Origin of the sequence: Thermomicrobium sp. CFH 73360 (assembly GCF_023806465.1) — a bacterium.
Classification (GTDB): domain Bacteria; phylum Chloroflexota; class Chloroflexia; order Thermomicrobiales; family Thermomicrobiaceae; genus Thermomicrobium.
Genome location: NZ_JAMSLS010000002.1, coordinates 470,203 through 487,514, shown reverse-complemented (window position 1 = coordinate 487,514; position 17,312 = coordinate 470,203). Strand labels below are relative to the sequence as shown.

Genomic DNA, 17,312 nt, shown 5'->3' with positions numbered 1-17,312 from the left:
CGCGGAGCGGCACTCGGGCGCTCACTCCTCCTGCGAGGGAGATGCACGACTGCGTGACAATCCTTCTCGCACCGTAGCAGGATTGGCAACCAAGGGAGTGCGGAACAGGCTGTTCGCCGACATGTGATATTTCGTACTAAACTCGGATGATCGGCCGGGTGATATCGAATCGAATACTCGGCCGAATGAGAGAGGGGGAGCGGGTGGGAAACAGCGAAAAGGCGGCCGCGTCGGCAACGACTCGTACGGAGACCAGAGTGCTCGCTACCTGGGAGCTGACCGCGCTGCTCGGCCTTATGATGGCTATGAGTGCCTTCGCCATCGACATTATGCTTCCTGCATTGCACGACATGGCGACATGGTTTGGTATCTCGGACACCCGGACCGAACTGGTCATCAACATGTACTTCTTGGGCTTTGCCGTAGGGCAACTCTTCTTTGGCCCGCTGAGTGACCAGATCGGGCGTCGTGTGCCACTGCTTGTCTCTGCTCTGGGATATGGTTTGGCAGTGTTGCTGATGCTCTTTGTCCCAAGTTTCGGTCTCTTACTCGTCTTGCGCTTCGTGCAAGGAGCCTTTGCTTCAGGGTTGCGAGCGACCGGCACAGCATTGGTGCGCGACACGCTTCATGGAGAGGCGATGGCTCGAATCCTCTCCTTTGCCTTCATGGTGCTCTTAGCTTCTCCACTTTTTGCTCCGGCGATCGGCGTGGCGCTGTTGCGGTGGGGATGGCACGCACCATTTGGCTTCATGGGGATCTTAGCGGGGGTCTTACTCACTTGGTTGCTCCTTCGACTCCCGGATACCTTGCCCCCAGAGCGGCGTACTGTGCAAAATCCGGCTCATCTGTGGCGGGCAGCAAGGGCTTTCTGGACGACCCGCACGAGTGTCGCCTTCACGCTCATCCTGGGGCTCAGCTATGGTGTCTTGCAAGCCTACTTGGCGAGTGCTGCCCAAATCGTCAAGACGCACTTCGGCCTCTCCAACGAGGCGTTTGCAGTGGCCTTTGCGGCTGGTGGCGCGGCACAGGTGGTGGGCACGCTGCTAAATGGGTCGCTGATTACTCGCCTGGGGTTGCGGCGTGTGCTTCCCGCTGCTCTCGGACTGCTCTGCGCCGCGACAACCTATCTCCTCTCCGTCAGTCTTCTCAAGAGCTCCTTTTTACTCTTCTGGCTGGGGGTGCTCTTGATGTTCTTCTCCATCGCCCTTATCTTCCCCAATGCAAACAGCGCGGCGCTCGAACCGCTCGGGGGCATCGCCGGATTTGCCAGCAGTCTGGTTGGCTTTGGGAGCACTGCACTTGCCTTCCTTTTCGGCACGACAATCGGCCAGCTCAGTGCCGGGGATCCGCAACGCTTTGCTCTTGGCTTATGGTTGCTGAGCGGAACCAATCTTCTCGTCCTGGCGTGGGTCTGGCGACTCGGTTGGACCCGCAGCCGTGTGCCAAGAGCCTGAAATGTGCCTACCCGATCCGCCTGCGAGCTGTCGGTCCGGCGCCCACGCCGATCGTCTGCCGAGTGAGGAGAACAGGATGAGGGGCAAGTGCCTCCCTGTCTCGTGACTGCGTGTCAGCTTGTCCGGAGAGCCTGTCCCTGGTTGCCGTGTGAGAGGGCGCCAAAGGGCGAGGCAGTTTGGTGCGCCGCGGCCCCCTGAGAGAAACAATGGAACGGTGGTGGCAATCCTCGACTTGATCCACAAGTGAACGATCTCATACTTGCTCAAAGATCCTATGTTTTGGGGTGTGAGTTCTTCATGCAGGAACAGGAACGAGGGTGAAAATGGTGTCGAGCTGGATGTCCAGCTTTTGCCACGCACTTCCAAGCTCAGTCCCGCGCCAGAGCTGACCGTCGCGGAAACCGGCGTAGAGCGTACGTGGCTCGGTCGGTGGGATAACCAGCGCATAGGGCATCGAAGAAAGTGGCTCGGGATAACCTGCGATCGGTTCCCATGGGTTTGTCTCCTGGCGCCGGTAGATCCGTGCCTGCGCAGCCCCACCTCGGTTGGGCATCGCTCCTCGGTGAGGTCCAGGACCGTGCGCTTCTCGCGGTCCTGGTGCGGCGGAGACGAACCAAGTCGTTGGATCGTCCGGCGGACTTGCCACTGCCCAGACGTAGCGGCAATCGAGCCCCTCGTCCACCGTATGCCAGGTGTCTCCGGCATTCTCGCTCCGTGCCACGCCACCGCCGGCTGCCTCGAAGACAAGCCCCGGCATGGCGGGATGGAGGAGAAGTGCATGGCAGTCGAGATAACAACCTGGACGCTGGTCAGCCCACGTTATGCCGCCATCGGTACTGCGCAGGACGCCACCGAGCTCGATCCCGACCAGAACCAAACCAGGATCGCATGGAGAAAGCGCGATCGAGCGGACGTGTGAGGTCCAGGGGCGTGGTGGGAACGACCAGGTCGGTGCGCTGGGTAGTTGCCGTAGCGCGCTCGCTTCATGCCAATGTCGCCCACCGTCTTCGCTCCAGTAGAGTGCGCTTGGCTCGCATCCAGCGAAGAGCACGCCGCGCCCGCCTACACGCCATGATGGACTGATTGCCACCGAGAGGACGCGGCTCGCCGGAAGACCTTCGGCGCGTCTCCAGGATTGTCCGCCGTCTGCAGAGAGGAAAGCTCCCTCATCGAAGGTACCAACGAGAAGGTACTGGGGATCGATCGGATCGACTGCAAGGCACTGAGCGCCCACCCCATGGAGGAGTGGTTCGACTGTCCAGCCGCGCGTAGTCTCCCGGAGCAGAATGACATTGTCACCGGTCGTCGCGTAGAGCGTTTGCATGTTTGGTCTCCCCTGGACACTCACCGTCGGCGCGCGGAATCAGTCACCAGGAATCCGCTCCTCGACCGGGAATGCCACACCGTCGTAGGCACCGCGCCATGCGTGCAGGCGCACGGCGATGACGTCGCGGAGCATGAGGAGGGCATCGATGGCTGGACGGACTTTGGAGCCCTCCACGTGTCGCCAGGTGACTGGCAGCACGGCTATGCGATATCCGCGCCTCCGGGCAATAAAGAGGAGTTCCACGTCGAAGCCGGTGACGCGCGGTCCGCGCGGGGGATGTCGAGTGTCTCGATAGAGCAAGGACCGGTGGAACAAGTCCACCGCGACCTCTCGGCGGAACCCCTTGAAGCCGCACTGAGTGTCATCGATACCTGGCAGGAGCAGGAGCTGCACAAGCCAGTTGTACACGCGACCCATTGCGTGGCGATGCCAGGGTTCACCGATGCGGCGGGCGAGTGCGCCTTCGCGGGACCCGATCACCACGTCCCAGCCCTCGCGGAGCAACGCTAAGGCTTGCTCGACGTACTCAATGGGGGTCGAAAGGTCAGCATCCATAAAGAGAACATAGGTGCCTACCGAGGAGAGAACGCCGCTCCGCACGGCGGCAGCCTTGCCGCGGTGCGGGAGGCGCAGAAGTCGGATGCGCGGATCCTGTTGGCTCCAGAGGCGGACGAGTTCCGGCGTTGCGTCATCGCTTCCATCATCAGCGACGAGAAGCTCCCAGCTCCATGGTTGTTGGCTGAGATAGGCCTGCGCTGCCGCAAGTGTCTGCGGCAAACGCAGTTCCTCGTTGTAGGCTGGGATAATCACGCTGAGTTCAACGGTCATCGCAGACTCCGCGCTGGCTCGTCGGCTGCATTGTAGCAAGCCAGCATACGTCGCTCGTGTCGGCATGAGAACGGATTACGGCAGTGCCTTCAAATACGCCAAGAGATCACGGAACTGCTGATCAGTCAGCTGCCAGCGCGGCATCGGCCAGGACAAAGGCTCGCCATCAGGACCGATCCCCTCAGTGATTGCCCGGCGAATCTCCTCATCGGAGTGGTACGTGCGTCCACGACTGCCGTTGGGCTCGATCATACCCTGGGGATCGGTCAAGTTGCGGTAGCGGATATCCGGGCTCACAAACATCGGTGTGCGGAGGCCGCGGCCATCGATGCCGTGGCAGTCTGCGCACGCCATGGGCATCATCATGCCGCCGCTATAGGGAATCGGCGCTCCGGAATCTGGATCAGTGGCCGTCGAGTAGATCCAGCGTCCACGTTCCTCGGGACTGAAACCGCGGCTGATTTGTCGGCTTGCGAGAGCGCCAATGATCCCGAGACCGAGCGTGCCGACCAGAAGCAATAAAATGGCCAGCACAAGCAGATTTCGGCTCATCCGCTTGCTCCACCGAGAAGGTCACGCCGTATCTGCTCGTACTGCTCGCGGGTGATCTCCCCTCGCGCATATCGCTCCTGCAAGATTTCGAGTGCCCGGCTCGTGCCCGCAGGCGTTCCCTCCCGATGGACGATTTGTCGGATCGCCCAGACGACCAAGAGCACAATACCAATGAGGATGAGCAACCAGAAGATCATCATGATGAGCCCCCACCACCAGTTGCCCCAACCCCACATCATGCCGCTACCCCACGGGCCACACCATGGACAGGGCATCATCGTCTCCCTCCTCTCGTCACCTATTGTCGAGTATACCCCATCCGGGTATCTCAAAGGCGTTACAATTTCGGAAATTTTTTGCTCTTATCCGCTGTGTTCCAGATCACGGCGCATCTCGAGATATTGCTCACGGGTAATTTCACCACGGGCGTAGCGCTCGTCGAGTATGTCGCGAGCTCTCTTGCTTGGTGTGCCGATGGGCTCGCTACCGATCCGGCGTGCTAACCACACTACCAGCAATACGACCGCTATGAGAAGAGCAAGCCAGGACAGGATCCCAATCAAATCGAGAATCCAAACCAAATCGCGGAGTGCACCTGCATGAAACGGACCATGCCAACATACTCGCCATTCCATAGTATCCTCCTCCCGAAATGAGAATAGGATCGGCTGCGTAAACACTGTGTAAACAGATTCTCCTTGGCTCACGTAAGACCATGATTGTCGACGATATGTGCGGCGGCGGGGGGGACGGCTCGGTTCTCCTGCACTGCAAGGGGGGTACATTGCACCACACCAGGTAAGGGTGGTCGAACAGCGCCGAGCACCACGTCTCATGTCCTGTTCTTGGTTCGCCAACAACACTTTTGGCGGAATGGCGCCTGGCTGAAGCACGCTGGACTGTTGCTCTCGTGTACGCCCCCTGCAACGGGGACTTTGGAAGAAAACCTGATTCGTGCTCGCCGGGGTGAAGTCCCACGCTCAATTCCCGGGGATGAGGGTTGCCAGCGGTATCCTCACAGTGGCGGTTCGCAGTACTCGGCGGGAGGGAGTGTGACAGGTCAAGGGCGCGGACTCCTGCATGCCTCGCTCCTACTGGCTGTGCTCCTTGTCGCATTCACTGCGAGCTGGCAGGCGCCGGTTCCTGCGGTGGTTCCCGGTGCAACACCTCCTGGCGAACACGCCGCCGCAGACCTGGTGCGAACGCCAGCAGCCCAAGCCCTGCCCGTACCGACCGACCCAGCTCTGGCGCTCGAGCAGGCACGGCGACTGCTGGCATCTGGTTCACCGGCCGAAGCGGCTCAACTCTTGGCCGGTGCTCTCGGAGCTCCTGATCCGGCGCAACGGCTGGAAGCACGGCTCCTCCTGGCGCGGGCGACACTCGAGCGTGGGGACGCACAGGTGGCACTGGAACTTGCTGTTGAAGCAGCACAGCGGGCACCGGATCAGCGCCCAGCAGGAATAGCAGCGGTCATCGCTGCCCGCGCCTTAGCCACGCTTGGGGAGCGCGAGCAGGCGTCCGAGCAACTCCGCGTCGCGGCTCACCTCCTTCCGGAACTTGCGCCGTATCTTGAGTACCGTACACTGGATCTCTTAGCTGGTACCGGACGAGAGGCGGAAGCAGAACAGCTGGTTGACCAGATTGTGACAACCGCACCGATCAGGCGACTGGCTGTGGCTGCGCTGGAGTGGCGGAAGGCGCGTGCAGAGCAACGCGGTGACTTTCTCGCTGTCCGTGAGGCGGTAACCCGCCTCTTGGAGCTTGCGACGATTCCGAGTTACCGCGCGACGCTTCTTCTCCAACGCGCCCGCGCGGCGCGCGAACTTGGGGACGTGCCGGCAGCACAGACCGATCTCCTCATGGCCATTGAAACAGCACCGGAGAGTACTGCAGCCGCGCAAGCACTCGATGAACTGGATGCCCTGGGAGCGGGCAGCACTGTCTCCGCTGAGCGCCGTGCCGCGATTGCATTCGCCACCGGACGCTACGGGAATGCAATCGCTGCCTATTCAGCCATTCTCGATACTGACCCGACGCGTGCCGATGCCTGGTACCAGCGGGCCATCGCGCGGGTGCGGAGCGGAGACCTCGTGACTGGTGTTCAGGAGTTGGTGGCGATGGGCGAGCGATATCCGCAGGATGGCCGCACACCCGATGCGCTTGTCACAGCGGGAACGCTTGTCGAGTGGAACAACGAGGCTGGTGCTGAGGAACTTTACCGACGCGTGCTTGCGCAGTATCCGGGAAGTTCGGCTGCACGCGAGGCCCAGTTCAGACTCGGTCTCCTGGCCTACGGACGTGGCGACACGGCGGGCGCCGGCGCACTCTGGGAGGGGCTTGCCGCAGGTGGCGATGTGCGTGCCAGTTTCTGGTACGGCAAGGCACTTGCAGCGCGCGGTGACCTTGCCGGCGCGCAACAGGCATGGCAGCAGGTGCTGCTGAGCGAACCTCAAAACTTCTACGGTCAGCGAGCACGCGAGCTCCTGCGTGGTGAGTTACCGGTCGCAAAGGCACCAGGGCAGGTCGGTTCCCTGGTGCCGGACGATCGCTCATTAACCACGTGGCTGGCGAGCCTCGACGCGACGACCGAAACCGCAGCGCAGCGTGTCCAGGCAAGCGGTGCGGCGCGACGCGCGTTGCTTCTGTTCGATCTCGGTGAGCGCGAGGCGGCCGGCTGGGAGGTTGATGTCGCCGCCGATGAGCTCCGTGCCGATCCCATTGCGCTCGCGGTCTTCGGATGGGAACTCTTGCGGCGCGGCGAGGCGGCGTATGCGTATCGGATTGGGCTGCGTCTTGCCACTGTCAGGGAGGTGCCACAGACTGTCGTCGCTCCACTACTCGCTCCGGTACCGTATCCTGAGTTGCTTGTTCCGATAACGGCCCGATTCGGCGTCGATCCCCTGTTGCTGGCTGCCTTGATCCGTCAAGAGAGCGCGTTCGAACCAACGGCGGTTTCACCGGTCGGGGCACGTGGACTTACGCAAGTGATGCCGGATACCGGTGCAACACTTGCCCGGGAACTCGGTCTGATGCGCTGGACTCCAGACGACTTGTTCCATCCGGCGACAAGCATCTTGTTGGGGGCTGCCGAACTTGCACGTCGTCTCGAGCAGTTCCAAGGGCAACTCTTTCTTGCGCTCGCCAGCTACAACGCAGGAGCTGGTGCAGTGCAACAGTGGCTGCGCGAACGGCCGACAAACGACCCTGATCTCTTTGCCGAGCGGATCCCTTATCGCGAGACGTACGCCTACGTCCAGCGAGTCTACGCCGGGTACCGTGCCTACCAAGAGCTCTACCGTATGGAATGACGGGGGATCGGCGGCTTCTCTGGAACCGGAAGATCCGATCACTGTTGGGCAGCGGGGCACCACCTTCGCCGAGAGATCGAGGTGGGCCAGCCTGCAACGCGTTGGCCATGAAATCTGTCCATGTCATGGGGTCACAAACTGCCCTCCTCGACCCCATCGTCACTGATGGAAAGTCCACCGCCCTGTGGTCCGCACATTTCAGCCCCAGAGGGCTTACAGAGACTCACGGTGAACCCAGCCATCAGGAGCCAGCGACGCGCTTGCTCAAGCAAGCCGCGCTCCGCAGGGCCCGTGACACCTGCTCCCGTAGCGAGGTACAAGGAGCAGTGTTGTGCTAGCGAGACTGCGCAAGAAGGCGTTGTCGCTCCTGCTCGACAATTCCTTCGTCCAGCTTCTGATAGAGCGGCTGGGGAGGCGGTAATGGTCGCCCCGTTTCTAAGGTGCTCGGCACCCAGCGGTTACGTCCCTCACTGGGGGCTGGTCGATAGCGGAGCACTTCATGTCCGCCGGTCTCTGGTCCTGGTTCGATGACCAATTCGCCGAAGAGCGGTTCAGTGTAGCCGAGCATGTGGTGGAGTTGCTCGCTTGAGAAGGGAAGGATCGGAGCCAGAAGCAGCTTGAGAGAGTCGATGGCTCGCAAGGCGACGAAGAGCGTTGTGGCGGCAGCCTGCCGATCCTCGCGGATCTGGAACCACGGCGCTTTCTCGTCGAGGTAGCGATTCACTTCCCTCGCCAGCGCCATCGCCTCACGCTGGGCTGCCTTCAGTTCTACTCGTTCGTAGAGTTCCCCGACACGCTGAAAGCCGGTCGCGATCTGGTCGAGCAGGAGACGATCACGACCGTCGAACTCACGTGGCTCCGGCACACGTCCCGCGAAACGGGTGTGGACGAAGGTCAGGATACGGTGAACCAAGTTCCCCCACGTTGCGAGAAGCTCGTTGTTGTTTCGCTCCAGGAAACCTTGCCAGGTGAACTCGCTGTCACGCGACTCAGGGGCAATGCTGGTGAGGTAGTCGCGGAGCGGATCAGGCGCGTAGCGAGAGAGGAAATCAGGTACCCAGATTGCCCAGTTGCGGCTGGTCGAGAATTGCTGACCCTCGAGGTTGAGGAATTCATTGGCAGGAATATCGTACGGCACGTTGAGGGTCTCATCGTAGCCCATGAGCTCGGCAGGCCAGATGATGGCATGGAAAGGAATGTTGTCCTTCCCAATGAAGTAGTACCCGCGAGCGGCTGGATCACGCCACCACGTCTCCCAGGCCCCTGGTCGATTTTCGGCGAGCGCCCACTCAATACTGGCCGAGAGGTAGCCGATCACCGCCTCGAACCAGACGTACATCACCTTCTGCTCGTATCCGGGAATTGGGAGAGGGATCCCCCACTCGAGGTCGCGGGAGACTGGCCGCGGCTTGAGGCCGTCCTGGATGAAGTTCCGGACAAAGTGCTGGACGTTGGGGCGCCAGTGTGTCTGCCGGTCGAGATAGGCGAGCAGGCGATCAGTGAACGCCGGTAGGTCGAAGAAGAAGTGCTCCGTCTCCCGAGGGACGGGACGCCGGCCGCAGAGGCGACACCGTGGGTCGATGAGTTCAATAGCATCGAGAGTGCGCCCGCAGTTGTCGCACTGGTCGCCGCGGGCGTTCGGGTACCCACAGTAGGGACAGGTACCCTCCACATAGCGGTCAGGAAGGAAGCGGCGGTCGTATTCGCAGTAGAGCTGGATCTGCGTCTGGGTAAAGATGTATCCACGCTCATAGAGTGTGCGGAAGATGTCCTGGGAGACGCGGAAGTGGTTCTGTGTATGCGTATGGGTGAAGAGATCGAAAGAGATTCCGAGTTGTTGATAGGTCTCAAGAAAGCGTCGGTGATAGCGCTTGAAGATGTCCTCTGGGGTGACGCCTTCGCGCTCAGCGGCCACGGTGATCGGTGTCCCGTGGGCATCGCTCCCGCTGACCATGAGTACGCGATTGCCGCGAAGGCGATGATAGCGGGCAAAGGTATCGGCGGGAATATAGACGCCAGCCACATGACCGAGATGGAGATCACCATTCGCGTACGGCCACGCGACAAAGACACCGATCGTTTCAGACATCGTCTGTTGCTCCTGCTCGCTCGTCCGGACCGCTCATCTCACCTTCCGATTAAAACAAATCGGCCTCCGCTGGATTGCTGCGTTGAATCTGACTGCGCTTGTGGCCGACTGACCCGGACTCTCCCCCAGGTCTGCGACTGAGCCGCGGCGGCGAGAAGTGGCCCGGTCCTTGAACACAGAACGTACCGTCTACAACGGCGGTTCCTGTCTGGCCCGCGAGCATCTCATCGACCTGACTACTTGACGGGCATCGCTTACAAACGGTAGTCTGTACTTCACAATTTGCTGAAGTGCTGGAGGCAGCATGGTAGACCGTCGAGCTCTCGAGCTGAAAGCCAAGTTATTCCGTGGCTTTGCCGATCCGAGTCGCTTGGCCATCCTGGAAGTGCTGCGCCGTGGGCCATGTACCGTTGGCGAGCTCGCCGAACGCACCGGACTGACGCTGACCAACGTGTCGAATCACTTGCGGTGTCTTCGGGACTGTGGGCTGGTGAGTCGGGAGCGGGCGGCACAGTTTGTCCGCTACAGCCTGAGTGATGAGCGGATTGCCGTCCTGCTGGGACTTGCTGAAGACGTACTCGCGGAAACGGCCTGGGGCGTTGCGGCATGTCCGCGCTATGAGCCCGCTGTCTGGCAAAGCGACGCAGTGGGGGTGGACGATGGACGAGCAACGTCTATCGACTGAGAAACGTGCCGACGGGACGACGCTCGTCCTGCCGGTGGAGGGGGTTGACTGCGCCGAGTGCGCGCGACACGTGGAGCAAGCGTTGCAGAGGGTTCCGGGAGTGCTCGAGGTCGAAGCGTTCCCGCTGGCACGGAAGGTTGCGGTCGTGGTCGATCCATCACGCGTCGATCGTGCGACCGTCGAGCGGGTTCTGGCTGAGACTGGTTACCCGGTCGGCGAGGAGACGGGAGTGGTGGATCGTGCCTGGCGGCGCGTGCTCGTCATAAGCGCAGTGGCTGTTGCGGTAGTGCTCGCAGTCGTGGCGGCGGAGTTAGCCGGTTTTGTGGATCGCTTAAACTCGTGGATTCCCTGGCCGCTCTGGCTCGCCGGCATTGTCGCTGGTGGTTGGCCGGTCTTCCGTGACGTAGCACGTGCCGTGCTGCAACGACGGGTGACTGCGCACACGCTGATGACCCTTGGCGCGCTTGCCGCGATAGCGGTCGGTGCATGGGCGGCAGCGGCGATTGTCGTGGTATTCATGCGCCTTGGTGCTGTTTTGGAGGAGAGTACTGGAAGTGAGGCAGGACGAGCACTACGTGAACTCGCGGCTTTGGCACCCCAGCGTGCCCGTGTCGAGCGGAACGGCCAGGAGATGGAAATTCCGGCTGGAAGTGTCGTGCCGGGGGACGTTGTCGTCGTCCGTTCCGGTGAGGCGGTGCCTGTGGACGGAACGGTGATCGAAGGAACAGCGCTGGTCGACGAGGCGGCGTTGACGGGCGAGCCGCTCCCGCGCGCAGTCGGTGCGGGAGAGCACGTCTACGCTGCGACCGTTGTCCGGAGTGGGTATCTGCGATTGCAGGCGACAGCGCCAGCATCGGACTCGGCGTTCGCGCGGATTGTGCGGCTCGTCGAGGCGGCAGAAGCAAATCCGGGGCGTCTGCAGCGCGTTGCCGATCGTTTCTCTGGATGGTATCTCCCGGTTGTCGCTGGTGTTGCGGTGCTGACGTTGCTCCTCCGCCGCGATCCACTGGCGGTGGCGGCGGTGCTTGTTGTCGCGTGCTCGTGTGCGTTCGCACTCGCGACGCCGATGGCACTGGTCGCAACGATTGGACGTGCAGCACGCCGGGGGGTACTGATCAAGGGTGGTGCGGTGATTGAACGACTCGCGCGGGTTGACGTGGTGCTCTTGGACAAGACAGGGACACTCACACTGGGTCGTCCAGTGGTGACCGACGTCGTTGTGGCGGACGGGCGTGTCGGCGAGAACGAATTCCTGAGACTTGCTGCGACGGCCGAGCGCTACGCCGAACATCCCCTTGCTGAGGCGATCCGCGCGGCCGCGCGCGAGCGAGGGCTTGGGCTCGCTGCACCAGAATCGTTCTCCTTTGATCCCGGCGTCGGTGTGACAGCGCGGATCAGCGGTGCAACGGTGCGTGTTCGCGCGCCTTCGCCCGACGAGGCGGACTGGCAGCCGGTCGCGCAGCTTCGGGCGCAGGGCAAGACGGTCGTGGTGGTCGAATGGGAGGGGGAGCGCCTCGGTGTGCTGGCATTCGCTGACGAACTCCGACCGGGTGTAGCCGAGTCGATTGCCGAACTGCGGCGACTCGGCATACGGGACATCGAGCTGATCACCGGTGACCATGAGCAGGCGGCTGCGGCACTCGCCGGTCCGCTTGGCATTCGTTGGCGGGCGCGATTGCTACCCGAGGACAAGCTGGCGGTCGTGCGGGCATACCAGGAGGCTGGTCGGATTGTCGCGATGATTGGTGACGGAATCAATGATGCGCCGGCGCTAGCCCAGGCCGACGTGGGTATTGCGATGGGACGGCTTGGTACGGCGCTGGCAGCCGAAACGGCAAACGTGGTGTTACTGCGTGAGGACTGGATGCTCGTGCCAGAAGTGATCCGTTGGGCGCGGCGCGCGCTGAGCACAGCCTGGGTAAATCTTGCAGGTACGGCATTCTACAATCTGGCCGGACTCAGCCTGGCAGCCTTGGGTATCCTGCCGCCGACCTTGGCGGCGACAGCGCAAGTGGTGCCGGATGTTTTCATCCTTGGCAACAGTGCGCGATTAGGTTTCGGGGGAGCGAATGAGCCGAAGCGGTAGCGAGGAAAGGAAAGGCCAGCAACCACGGTTTCGTACCGCGGCACTGCTGGGGATCCTCTTTGGTCTTCTGAGTTGTGCAGTCTTGGCGCTGAGCCTCGCGCTCCTCGGAACGATCCCACTGTCGTAGACGACTCAAGATGCTCCGACGGCTGCTGTCTGCGGAGCGCGGATCAGATAGGAACAGCAGGGATCGCCAGAGGCAAGATGGCAGCGTCGCTCAATGTCAGCGCGCAGGAGCGCCCGATAGAGTTCGACCTCGGCGTCACAGGTGGTTGGGAAATTGGCTGCGACCTGGCGGATCGGGCAGTGATACTGGCAAAGCCGGAACGTCTCGCTGTCGAGCTGCTCCCAGGTCGTATAGTAGCCAAACCCATCGAGCGTTTCGGCGAGCTTGCGGACGCGCTCACGGAGCGTGGGCGTGCCCTCGAGTTCCCGAGCGAGCGTCTGACCAACACGCTCAACGCGACGGCGCAGCAGAAGGTCGACCTTGGCGGGGCCATCCAGCGCTGCCAGGTCACGCAAGACTTCGGTGAGCATCGCGTCGTATTGTTGCGGGAACAGCGCATCGGCCTGGGGACTCAAGCGGTAGAGACGAGCTGGCCGACCGATCTTGCGTCGCTGGAGGGAAGTCGTGACAAGCCCGTCACGCTCGAGCGCGGTGAGGTGCTTGCGGACGGCCATGGAGGTAATCCCGAGCATCCGGGCGAGCTGATCAGCGGTGAGACCCTCGCTCTTTTTCAGCAGTGTAAGCAGTTGCTCCCGGGTCGAGGGTCGGTCGGGGGTGATTGTTGCTTGGCGCATCGCTCTACCTCCTTTGTTTCCTAGGATAGCAGAACAGGAAAGGAATGGAAATGAGAAAATCTCTGACTCTATTGGTGTTGGGCCTAGGTATCGTTGTGTCACTTCTCGCTTCGTGCGCAGGAAGAGCTCTAACGGCAGATTGAGCGAGTGAAAGGGGAGAAGGCTCGAGGTGAGGTGTTCCAACGCGGGAAGCTGGATGATCATTCGCGGAGATCTGTTCGCACGAGATCGATGACAAGTGCGCGATTCAGCAGAAGCTCATACGCTGCTTGCCATGGCTATTCACAACGGGATATCTTCGCTGAAGGAAATGACGAAACGTATCCGTGGTGTCAGCCATTGCGCGGAGGCCCAACGGGGGTATTATGGCGCAATGGTCTCCGCCTTTCATCCCGGTGGTGTCAATCGCGCCTCTGCGACCAAGTTCAGTAACACGGAGTGGATCATCCAAGGAATCTCGCCGGGCTTTTCGCGGCGTTCCATGAGCGCCCTCAACGCGGCTGGCCAGATTGTGGTCGGCCGCACGGAGGGGTTCCCCAAACAGGGTCAAGGCAATGGGCATGAGTTGTTGTCGCCTCTGAGGTTTACCTATCCGGCTGGGGAGCCAGCAGCGAGCAGAATGCTGGTGGCGGAGTAGGGGTATCTGTGCATGGCATTGGCCCGCGTTAGGAAATGCACAGGAGAGACAGCGGATAGTTCGAGTCCAAATGAAGGCGAGTGTTCCTTCTTTCACTGCGCCAGGCGTTGCGAGTTCAGGAGGGGTTCCGTCGACCGGATCAAGGCAAAGCTCGGTCTTCCATTGCTGTGCAGCGCGTCGGCCTTAGCAGGAAGAAATTTGCTCGCTACAAATCCCTCTTGCGCTCACCATACCCGATGTGCTAGAGTCTACCTGCAAGTCCCGTTGCGGCAGGAGGCCGGGGACGGACGATGGGACGGGGTATTGAGAGAATGAACCGGACGGCAGAGAAACCTGGGGCAGTGAGCGCCAGGGGCTATGCTGTCCTGGCTACCCCCGCACCTATCCCCGCCCCCAGGTGCCTGGGGGCTCCTGCCGCAACCGGAAGCGCCCGCGGACGGTCCTGTTGACCTGACGCGTTAGCGTAGAGCCGGAGCGGCGGTGAGCCCACAAGCTCACCGCCGATTCGTTTTGTCGGAACGTTGTCTGGAGTGGAGGGAGTGACCCACGATGTGCCCAGAGTGTGGTGCCAATCTCGGTCTGACGGACGTCGAGGTGGGGGAAATTGTCTCCTGCCCGGAGTGCGGAGCCGATCTCGAAGTCCTCTCGGTCGATCCACTCGAGCTAGGCCTTGCACCGGCTGAGGAAGAGGACTGGGGCGAGTGACGATGGCCACGCTCGCGCTGCTCGCCGAGCGACTGCGGGTTGAGGAGCGCCTGCTCCAGCAGGCGTTTGCGGCCGTGGGCTGGGAGGCCCGGTTGTACGATCCCAATGAAGTCGCCATTCCCTTGCAGGACGATGGGGTGGAGTTGCCGGCCATCGCACTTGACCGAGAACAGGCAACCCCGGAGTCGGCTGCGCTTGCTGCGCTGCTGGCAGCGCGTGGCGCGGTAGTCGTAAACCGCCCGGCGACGACGCGGCTGTTGGCGGATCGCCTGGCGTTCCTCCGGCATCTTGTCGTGGCTGGGATCCCAACGCCACCAACAATCGTTGCCTTCGGTGAGGCGGCAACCTTCCGCGCGATCGCGTCACTGGGATATCCGGTGTACCTGAAATCGCTGACGGTGGACCCGATGATGCCGATCGCGTTTGTCGAGGATCCGGATGCTGCTGAGGCGCTGGTTGAGCATCGCCGGGTGCTCGGCGAGGAGCGAGCAGTGCTGGTCCAGCAGGCGGTCGCTGAGCCGGGTGCAGTACGGCGGATGGTGATCGTTGGGACAGAGCTCCTTGCGATTCTGCAAGGACGGGGCGGCGACATGCCGCTAACGCTCGAGGAGCGAGAACGTTGGGAGCCGCTGGCGAGTGCGCTTGTTGGACGACTCGGCAGCGGCGTTTACGTTCTTGACGTCGTGGAACGGGACGGTCAGCCGATCGTCCTCTCTGCCGAAAATCTTTTGCAGTTCCGCGAGCTGGCCGAGCAAGGAGTGCCGATCGCGGAGCGGATTGTCGCGTTCGTGATGGAACAGGTTCAGCAAGCAACTCCAGGGACGAGGGAATGAGATGACGACCGAGCTCGCCGTCGAAGCTGCTGCCTTCCTCGAAGCGTTCCTCCGTATCCCGAGTCTTTCGGGCCAAGAAGCGGCGGCCGTCGAGTGGTTGTGCACTCGCATGACGGAGCTCGGCTACCAGGCAGCACCGGACGAAGCGGGGAACGCGGTCGGGGTCCGTGGATCTGGTTCACGTGAGCTGATGTTGCTTGGGCACATCGATACTGTGCCAGGTCGGATTCCGGTGCGGCAGATGGACGGGTTGCTCTATGGCCGTGGCGCAGTCGATGCCAAGGGACCGCTTGCGGCGTTTGTGCTGGCCGGTGCCCGAGCGGCGCTTCCTCCGGGGATCCGCCTTACTGTCGTTGGGGCGGTGGAGGAAGAAGTGATGAGTTCGCGTGGTGCGAATTGGCTCGTCGAACATCACTCGCGTCCGGATGCGGTGATCATCGGTGAGCCGAGCGGCTGGGACGGCGTTGTACTCGGTTACAAAGGGTCAGTAGCGATTGAGTATCGGATCGTTCGACCGTCAGCGCATGCTGCCGGACCAAGCACGACGGCAGCGGAAGACGCGGTTGCCTTTTGGAATGCTCTCGTCAGCTGGTGTGACGAGCAGAATGCTGGACGGACGCGTGCCTTCGATTGCGTCACACCGACCTTGCTCAGCATCGTCACCAATGGAGACGGACTGACCGAACAGGCCTGGTTGCGGGCCAACCTCCGCTTGCCGCCGGACTTCCCGCCAGAACGGGCGGTCGCAGTGGCGCAGCGACTTGCCGGTGCTGGGGAGGTCGTGGTGACAGTCAACGCGGCAGGCTTTCGAGTCGATAAGCGCTCACCATTGGTCTCAGCGTTTCTCTCAGCGATCCGTGAGCTCGGAGGTGAGCCGAAACTGAAGGTAAAAACGGGAACGTCAGACATGAATATCGTCGGTCCGGCTTGGGGCTGTCCAATCGTCGCCTATGGTCCGGGCGACTCCCGGCTGGACCATACGCCGAACGAGCACATCGCGATCGACGAGTTCTTGCGCGGTATCGCCGTGCTCCAGCGGGCGATTGAGCGGATCGCGGCACAAATCGTGGGTGGGCGATGGGGGGACGAGTCGTGAGTACGCCGCGGATCGGGGTGCTACTCTCGCATGTCCGAGAAGAGGAGAAACTCCTCCTGCGTGCATTGGCTGAGCGAGGCGCAGAGGTCGTGCGGCTTTATGACCGCCAGCTCGTGTTTGATCTTACGAACCAACACAGCTGGCCGCAGGTCGATCTTGTCCTTGACCGGTGCATGGCGCACAGCCGTGGGCAGGTAGCCCTGCGCCTCTTCGAGTCTGCCGGAATCCCCACGGTCAACCGGAGCCAGGCGACTGCCATCGCCGATGATAAGGTGCTGACGACGCGGCTCCTGGCAGCAGCTGGTGTGCCCACGCTCCGCACGCTCGTCGCCTTCGATGTGGAGAGTGCTCTTGCGGCCCTCGAGCAGCTGGGATATCCAGCGGTCATTAAGCCGGTGACTGGCTCTTGGGGACGACTGCTTGCCCGTGTCAATTCTCCTGCCGCAGCGCGTGAGGTGTTGCAGCACAAGCGGGTGCTCGGCTCCTTCCACCATGGCGTCTTCTATCTCCAGGAATATGTCGATAAGCCGGGGCGCGACGTGCGTGTCTTCGTCGTCGGCAACCAGGTGGTTGCGGCATCATACCGTGTTGCTGAGCACTGGGTGACGAATGTGGCACGTGGGGCAGTCTCTCATCCCTGTCCAGTGACACCGCAGCTAGCCGAACTCGCATTGCGGGCTGTACACACAATCGGGTTGGAGATCGCGGGTGTCGATCTCGTCGAGACGGCGGATGGGCTCGAAGTCCTGGAAGTCAACGGCGGTGTTGAGTTTAAGGGGTTGATGCGCACGACCCATGTCGACGTGGCGGGACTCATCGCCGATTATGTGCTGGCGCGGGCGACGCAGGGAGCGTCGCCCGCGATGGCGTTGAGCCACTGATGGAAAGACCACGGGAGGGAGAGGTGGTAC

At 61.9% G+C, this 17,312-nt stretch carries 15 protein-coding genes; 8 read left to right on the top strand and 7 right to left on the bottom strand.

The genetic code is table 11. From position 1 onward, the window contains the following. The first annotated feature begins 257 nt into the window (after window positions 1-257). Window positions 258-1,454 (top strand): multidrug effflux MFS transporter, encoded by a 1,197-nt coding sequence (locus NET03_RS05515; RefSeq protein ID WP_252127899.1) that lies wholly within the window; start codon window positions 258-260, stop codon window positions 1,452-1,454. A gap of 295 nt (window positions 1,455-1,749) precedes the next feature. Here the strand turns inward: NET03_RS05515 and NET03_RS05510 are convergent, their stop codons facing one another. The 5 genes from NET03_RS05510 to NET03_RS05490 all read right to left on the bottom strand — a co-directional run bounded on the left by NET03_RS05510 (window position 1,750) and on the right by NET03_RS05490 (window position 4,796). Then, a complete protein-coding gene (locus NET03_RS05510; RefSeq protein ID WP_252127898.1) occupies window positions 1,750-2,778 on the bottom strand; it encodes a WD40/YVTN/BNR-like repeat-containing protein in 1,029 nt (342 codons plus the stop codon). 39 nt (window positions 2,779-2,817) lie between these two features. Further along, a complete protein-coding gene (locus NET03_RS05505) occupies window positions 2,818-3,609 on the bottom strand; it encodes a dolichyl-phosphate beta-glucosyltransferase (protein ID WP_252127897.1) in 792 nt (263 codons plus the stop codon). A gap of 75 nt (window positions 3,610-3,684) precedes the next feature. Beyond that, window positions 3,685-4,161 carry a c-type cytochrome gene (locus NET03_RS05500; protein ID WP_252127896.1) on the bottom strand — a complete coding sequence of 159 codons (477 nt, stop codon included), beginning with the start codon at window positions 4,159-4,161 and terminating at the stop codon, window positions 3,685-3,687. Continuing rightward, window positions 4,158-4,439 carry an SHOCT domain-containing protein gene (locus tag NET03_RS05495; protein WP_252127895.1) on the bottom strand — a complete coding sequence of 94 codons (282 nt, stop codon included), beginning with the start codon at window positions 4,437-4,439 and terminating at the stop codon, window positions 4,158-4,160. The genes NET03_RS05500 and NET03_RS05495 overlap by 4 nt, the downstream gene beginning before the upstream one ends. 84 nt (window positions 4,440-4,523) lie before the next feature. After that, entirely contained in the window at window positions 4,524-4,796 is a 273-nt protein-coding gene (locus NET03_RS05490) for an SHOCT domain-containing protein (RefSeq protein ID WP_252127894.1), read from the bottom strand. Window positions 4,797-5,213: 417 nt separating this feature from the next. On the opposite strand from NET03_RS05490, the gene NET03_RS05485 reads away from it, so the two are divergent. Beyond that, on the top strand, window positions 5,214-7,469 hold the full coding sequence (locus NET03_RS05485; protein ID WP_252127893.1) for a transglycosylase SLT domain-containing protein: 2,256 nt from the start codon (window positions 5,214-5,216) through the stop codon (window positions 7,467-7,469). Window positions 7,470-7,803: 334 nt separating this feature from the next. On the opposite strand, the gene metG is transcribed toward NET03_RS05485, so the two are convergent. Then, window positions 7,804-9,558, bottom strand: coding sequence for a methionine--tRNA ligase (metG, locus tag NET03_RS05480; RefSeq protein WP_252127892.1), 1,755 nt, complete (start codon window positions 9,556-9,558; stop codon window positions 7,804-7,806). Window positions 9,559-9,862: 304 nt separating this feature from the next. Here metG and NET03_RS05475 point away from each other — a divergent pair, with 304 nt between their 5' ends. Together NET03_RS05475 and NET03_RS05470 are read left to right on the top strand one after the other, a co-directional pair. Continuing rightward, the gene (locus NET03_RS05475; RefSeq protein ID WP_252127891.1) at window positions 9,863-10,243 is read left to right on the top strand and encodes an ArsR/SmtB family transcription factor; all 381 of its coding nucleotides are present in this window, start codon (window positions 9,863-9,865) and stop codon (window positions 10,241-10,243) included. Beyond that, entirely contained in the window at window positions 10,218-12,329 is a 2,112-nt protein-coding gene (locus NET03_RS05470; protein WP_252127890.1) for a heavy metal translocating P-type ATPase, read from the top strand. Before NET03_RS05475 ends, NET03_RS05470 begins: the two co-directional genes overlap by 26 nt. A 132-nt stretch (window positions 12,330-12,461) precedes the next feature. Here the strand turns inward: NET03_RS05470 and NET03_RS05465 are convergent, their stop codons facing one another. Further along, window positions 12,462-13,130, bottom strand: a complete 669-nt coding sequence (locus NET03_RS05465) for a helix-turn-helix transcriptional regulator (RefSeq protein ID WP_252127889.1) — start codon at window positions 13,128-13,130, stop codon at window positions 12,462-12,464. A 1,186-nt stretch (window positions 13,131-14,316) separates the two neighbouring features. On the opposite strand from NET03_RS05465, the gene lysW reads away from it, so the two are divergent. Genes lysW through lysX form a run of 4 tightly spaced genes read left to right on the top strand, consistent with a single transcriptional unit; the run spans window position 14,317 to window position 17,282 of the window. Next, window positions 14,317-14,472, top strand: coding sequence for a lysine biosynthesis protein LysW (lysW, locus tag NET03_RS05460; RefSeq protein ID WP_252127888.1), 156 nt, complete (start codon window positions 14,317-14,319; stop codon window positions 14,470-14,472). Window positions 14,473-14,474: 2 nt separating this feature from the next. Next, on the top strand, window positions 14,475-15,305 hold the full coding sequence (locus tag NET03_RS05455; RefSeq protein ID WP_503008059.1) for an ATP-grasp domain-containing protein: 831 nt from the start codon (window positions 14,475-14,477) through the stop codon (window positions 15,303-15,305). A 1-nt stretch (window position 15,306) separates the two neighbouring features. Continuing rightward, window positions 15,307-16,401, top strand: coding sequence for a [LysW]-lysine hydrolase (locus NET03_RS05450; protein WP_252127886.1), 1,095 nt, complete (start codon window positions 15,307-15,309; stop codon window positions 16,399-16,401). Further along, complete coding sequence (gene lysX, locus NET03_RS05445) at window positions 16,398-17,282, top strand: lysine biosynthesis protein LysX (RefSeq protein ID WP_252127885.1); 885 nt, start codon at window positions 16,398-16,400, stop codon at window positions 17,280-17,282. The genes NET03_RS05450 and lysX overlap by 4 nt, the downstream gene beginning before the upstream one ends. Window positions 17,283-17,312: the final 30 nt, after the last annotated feature.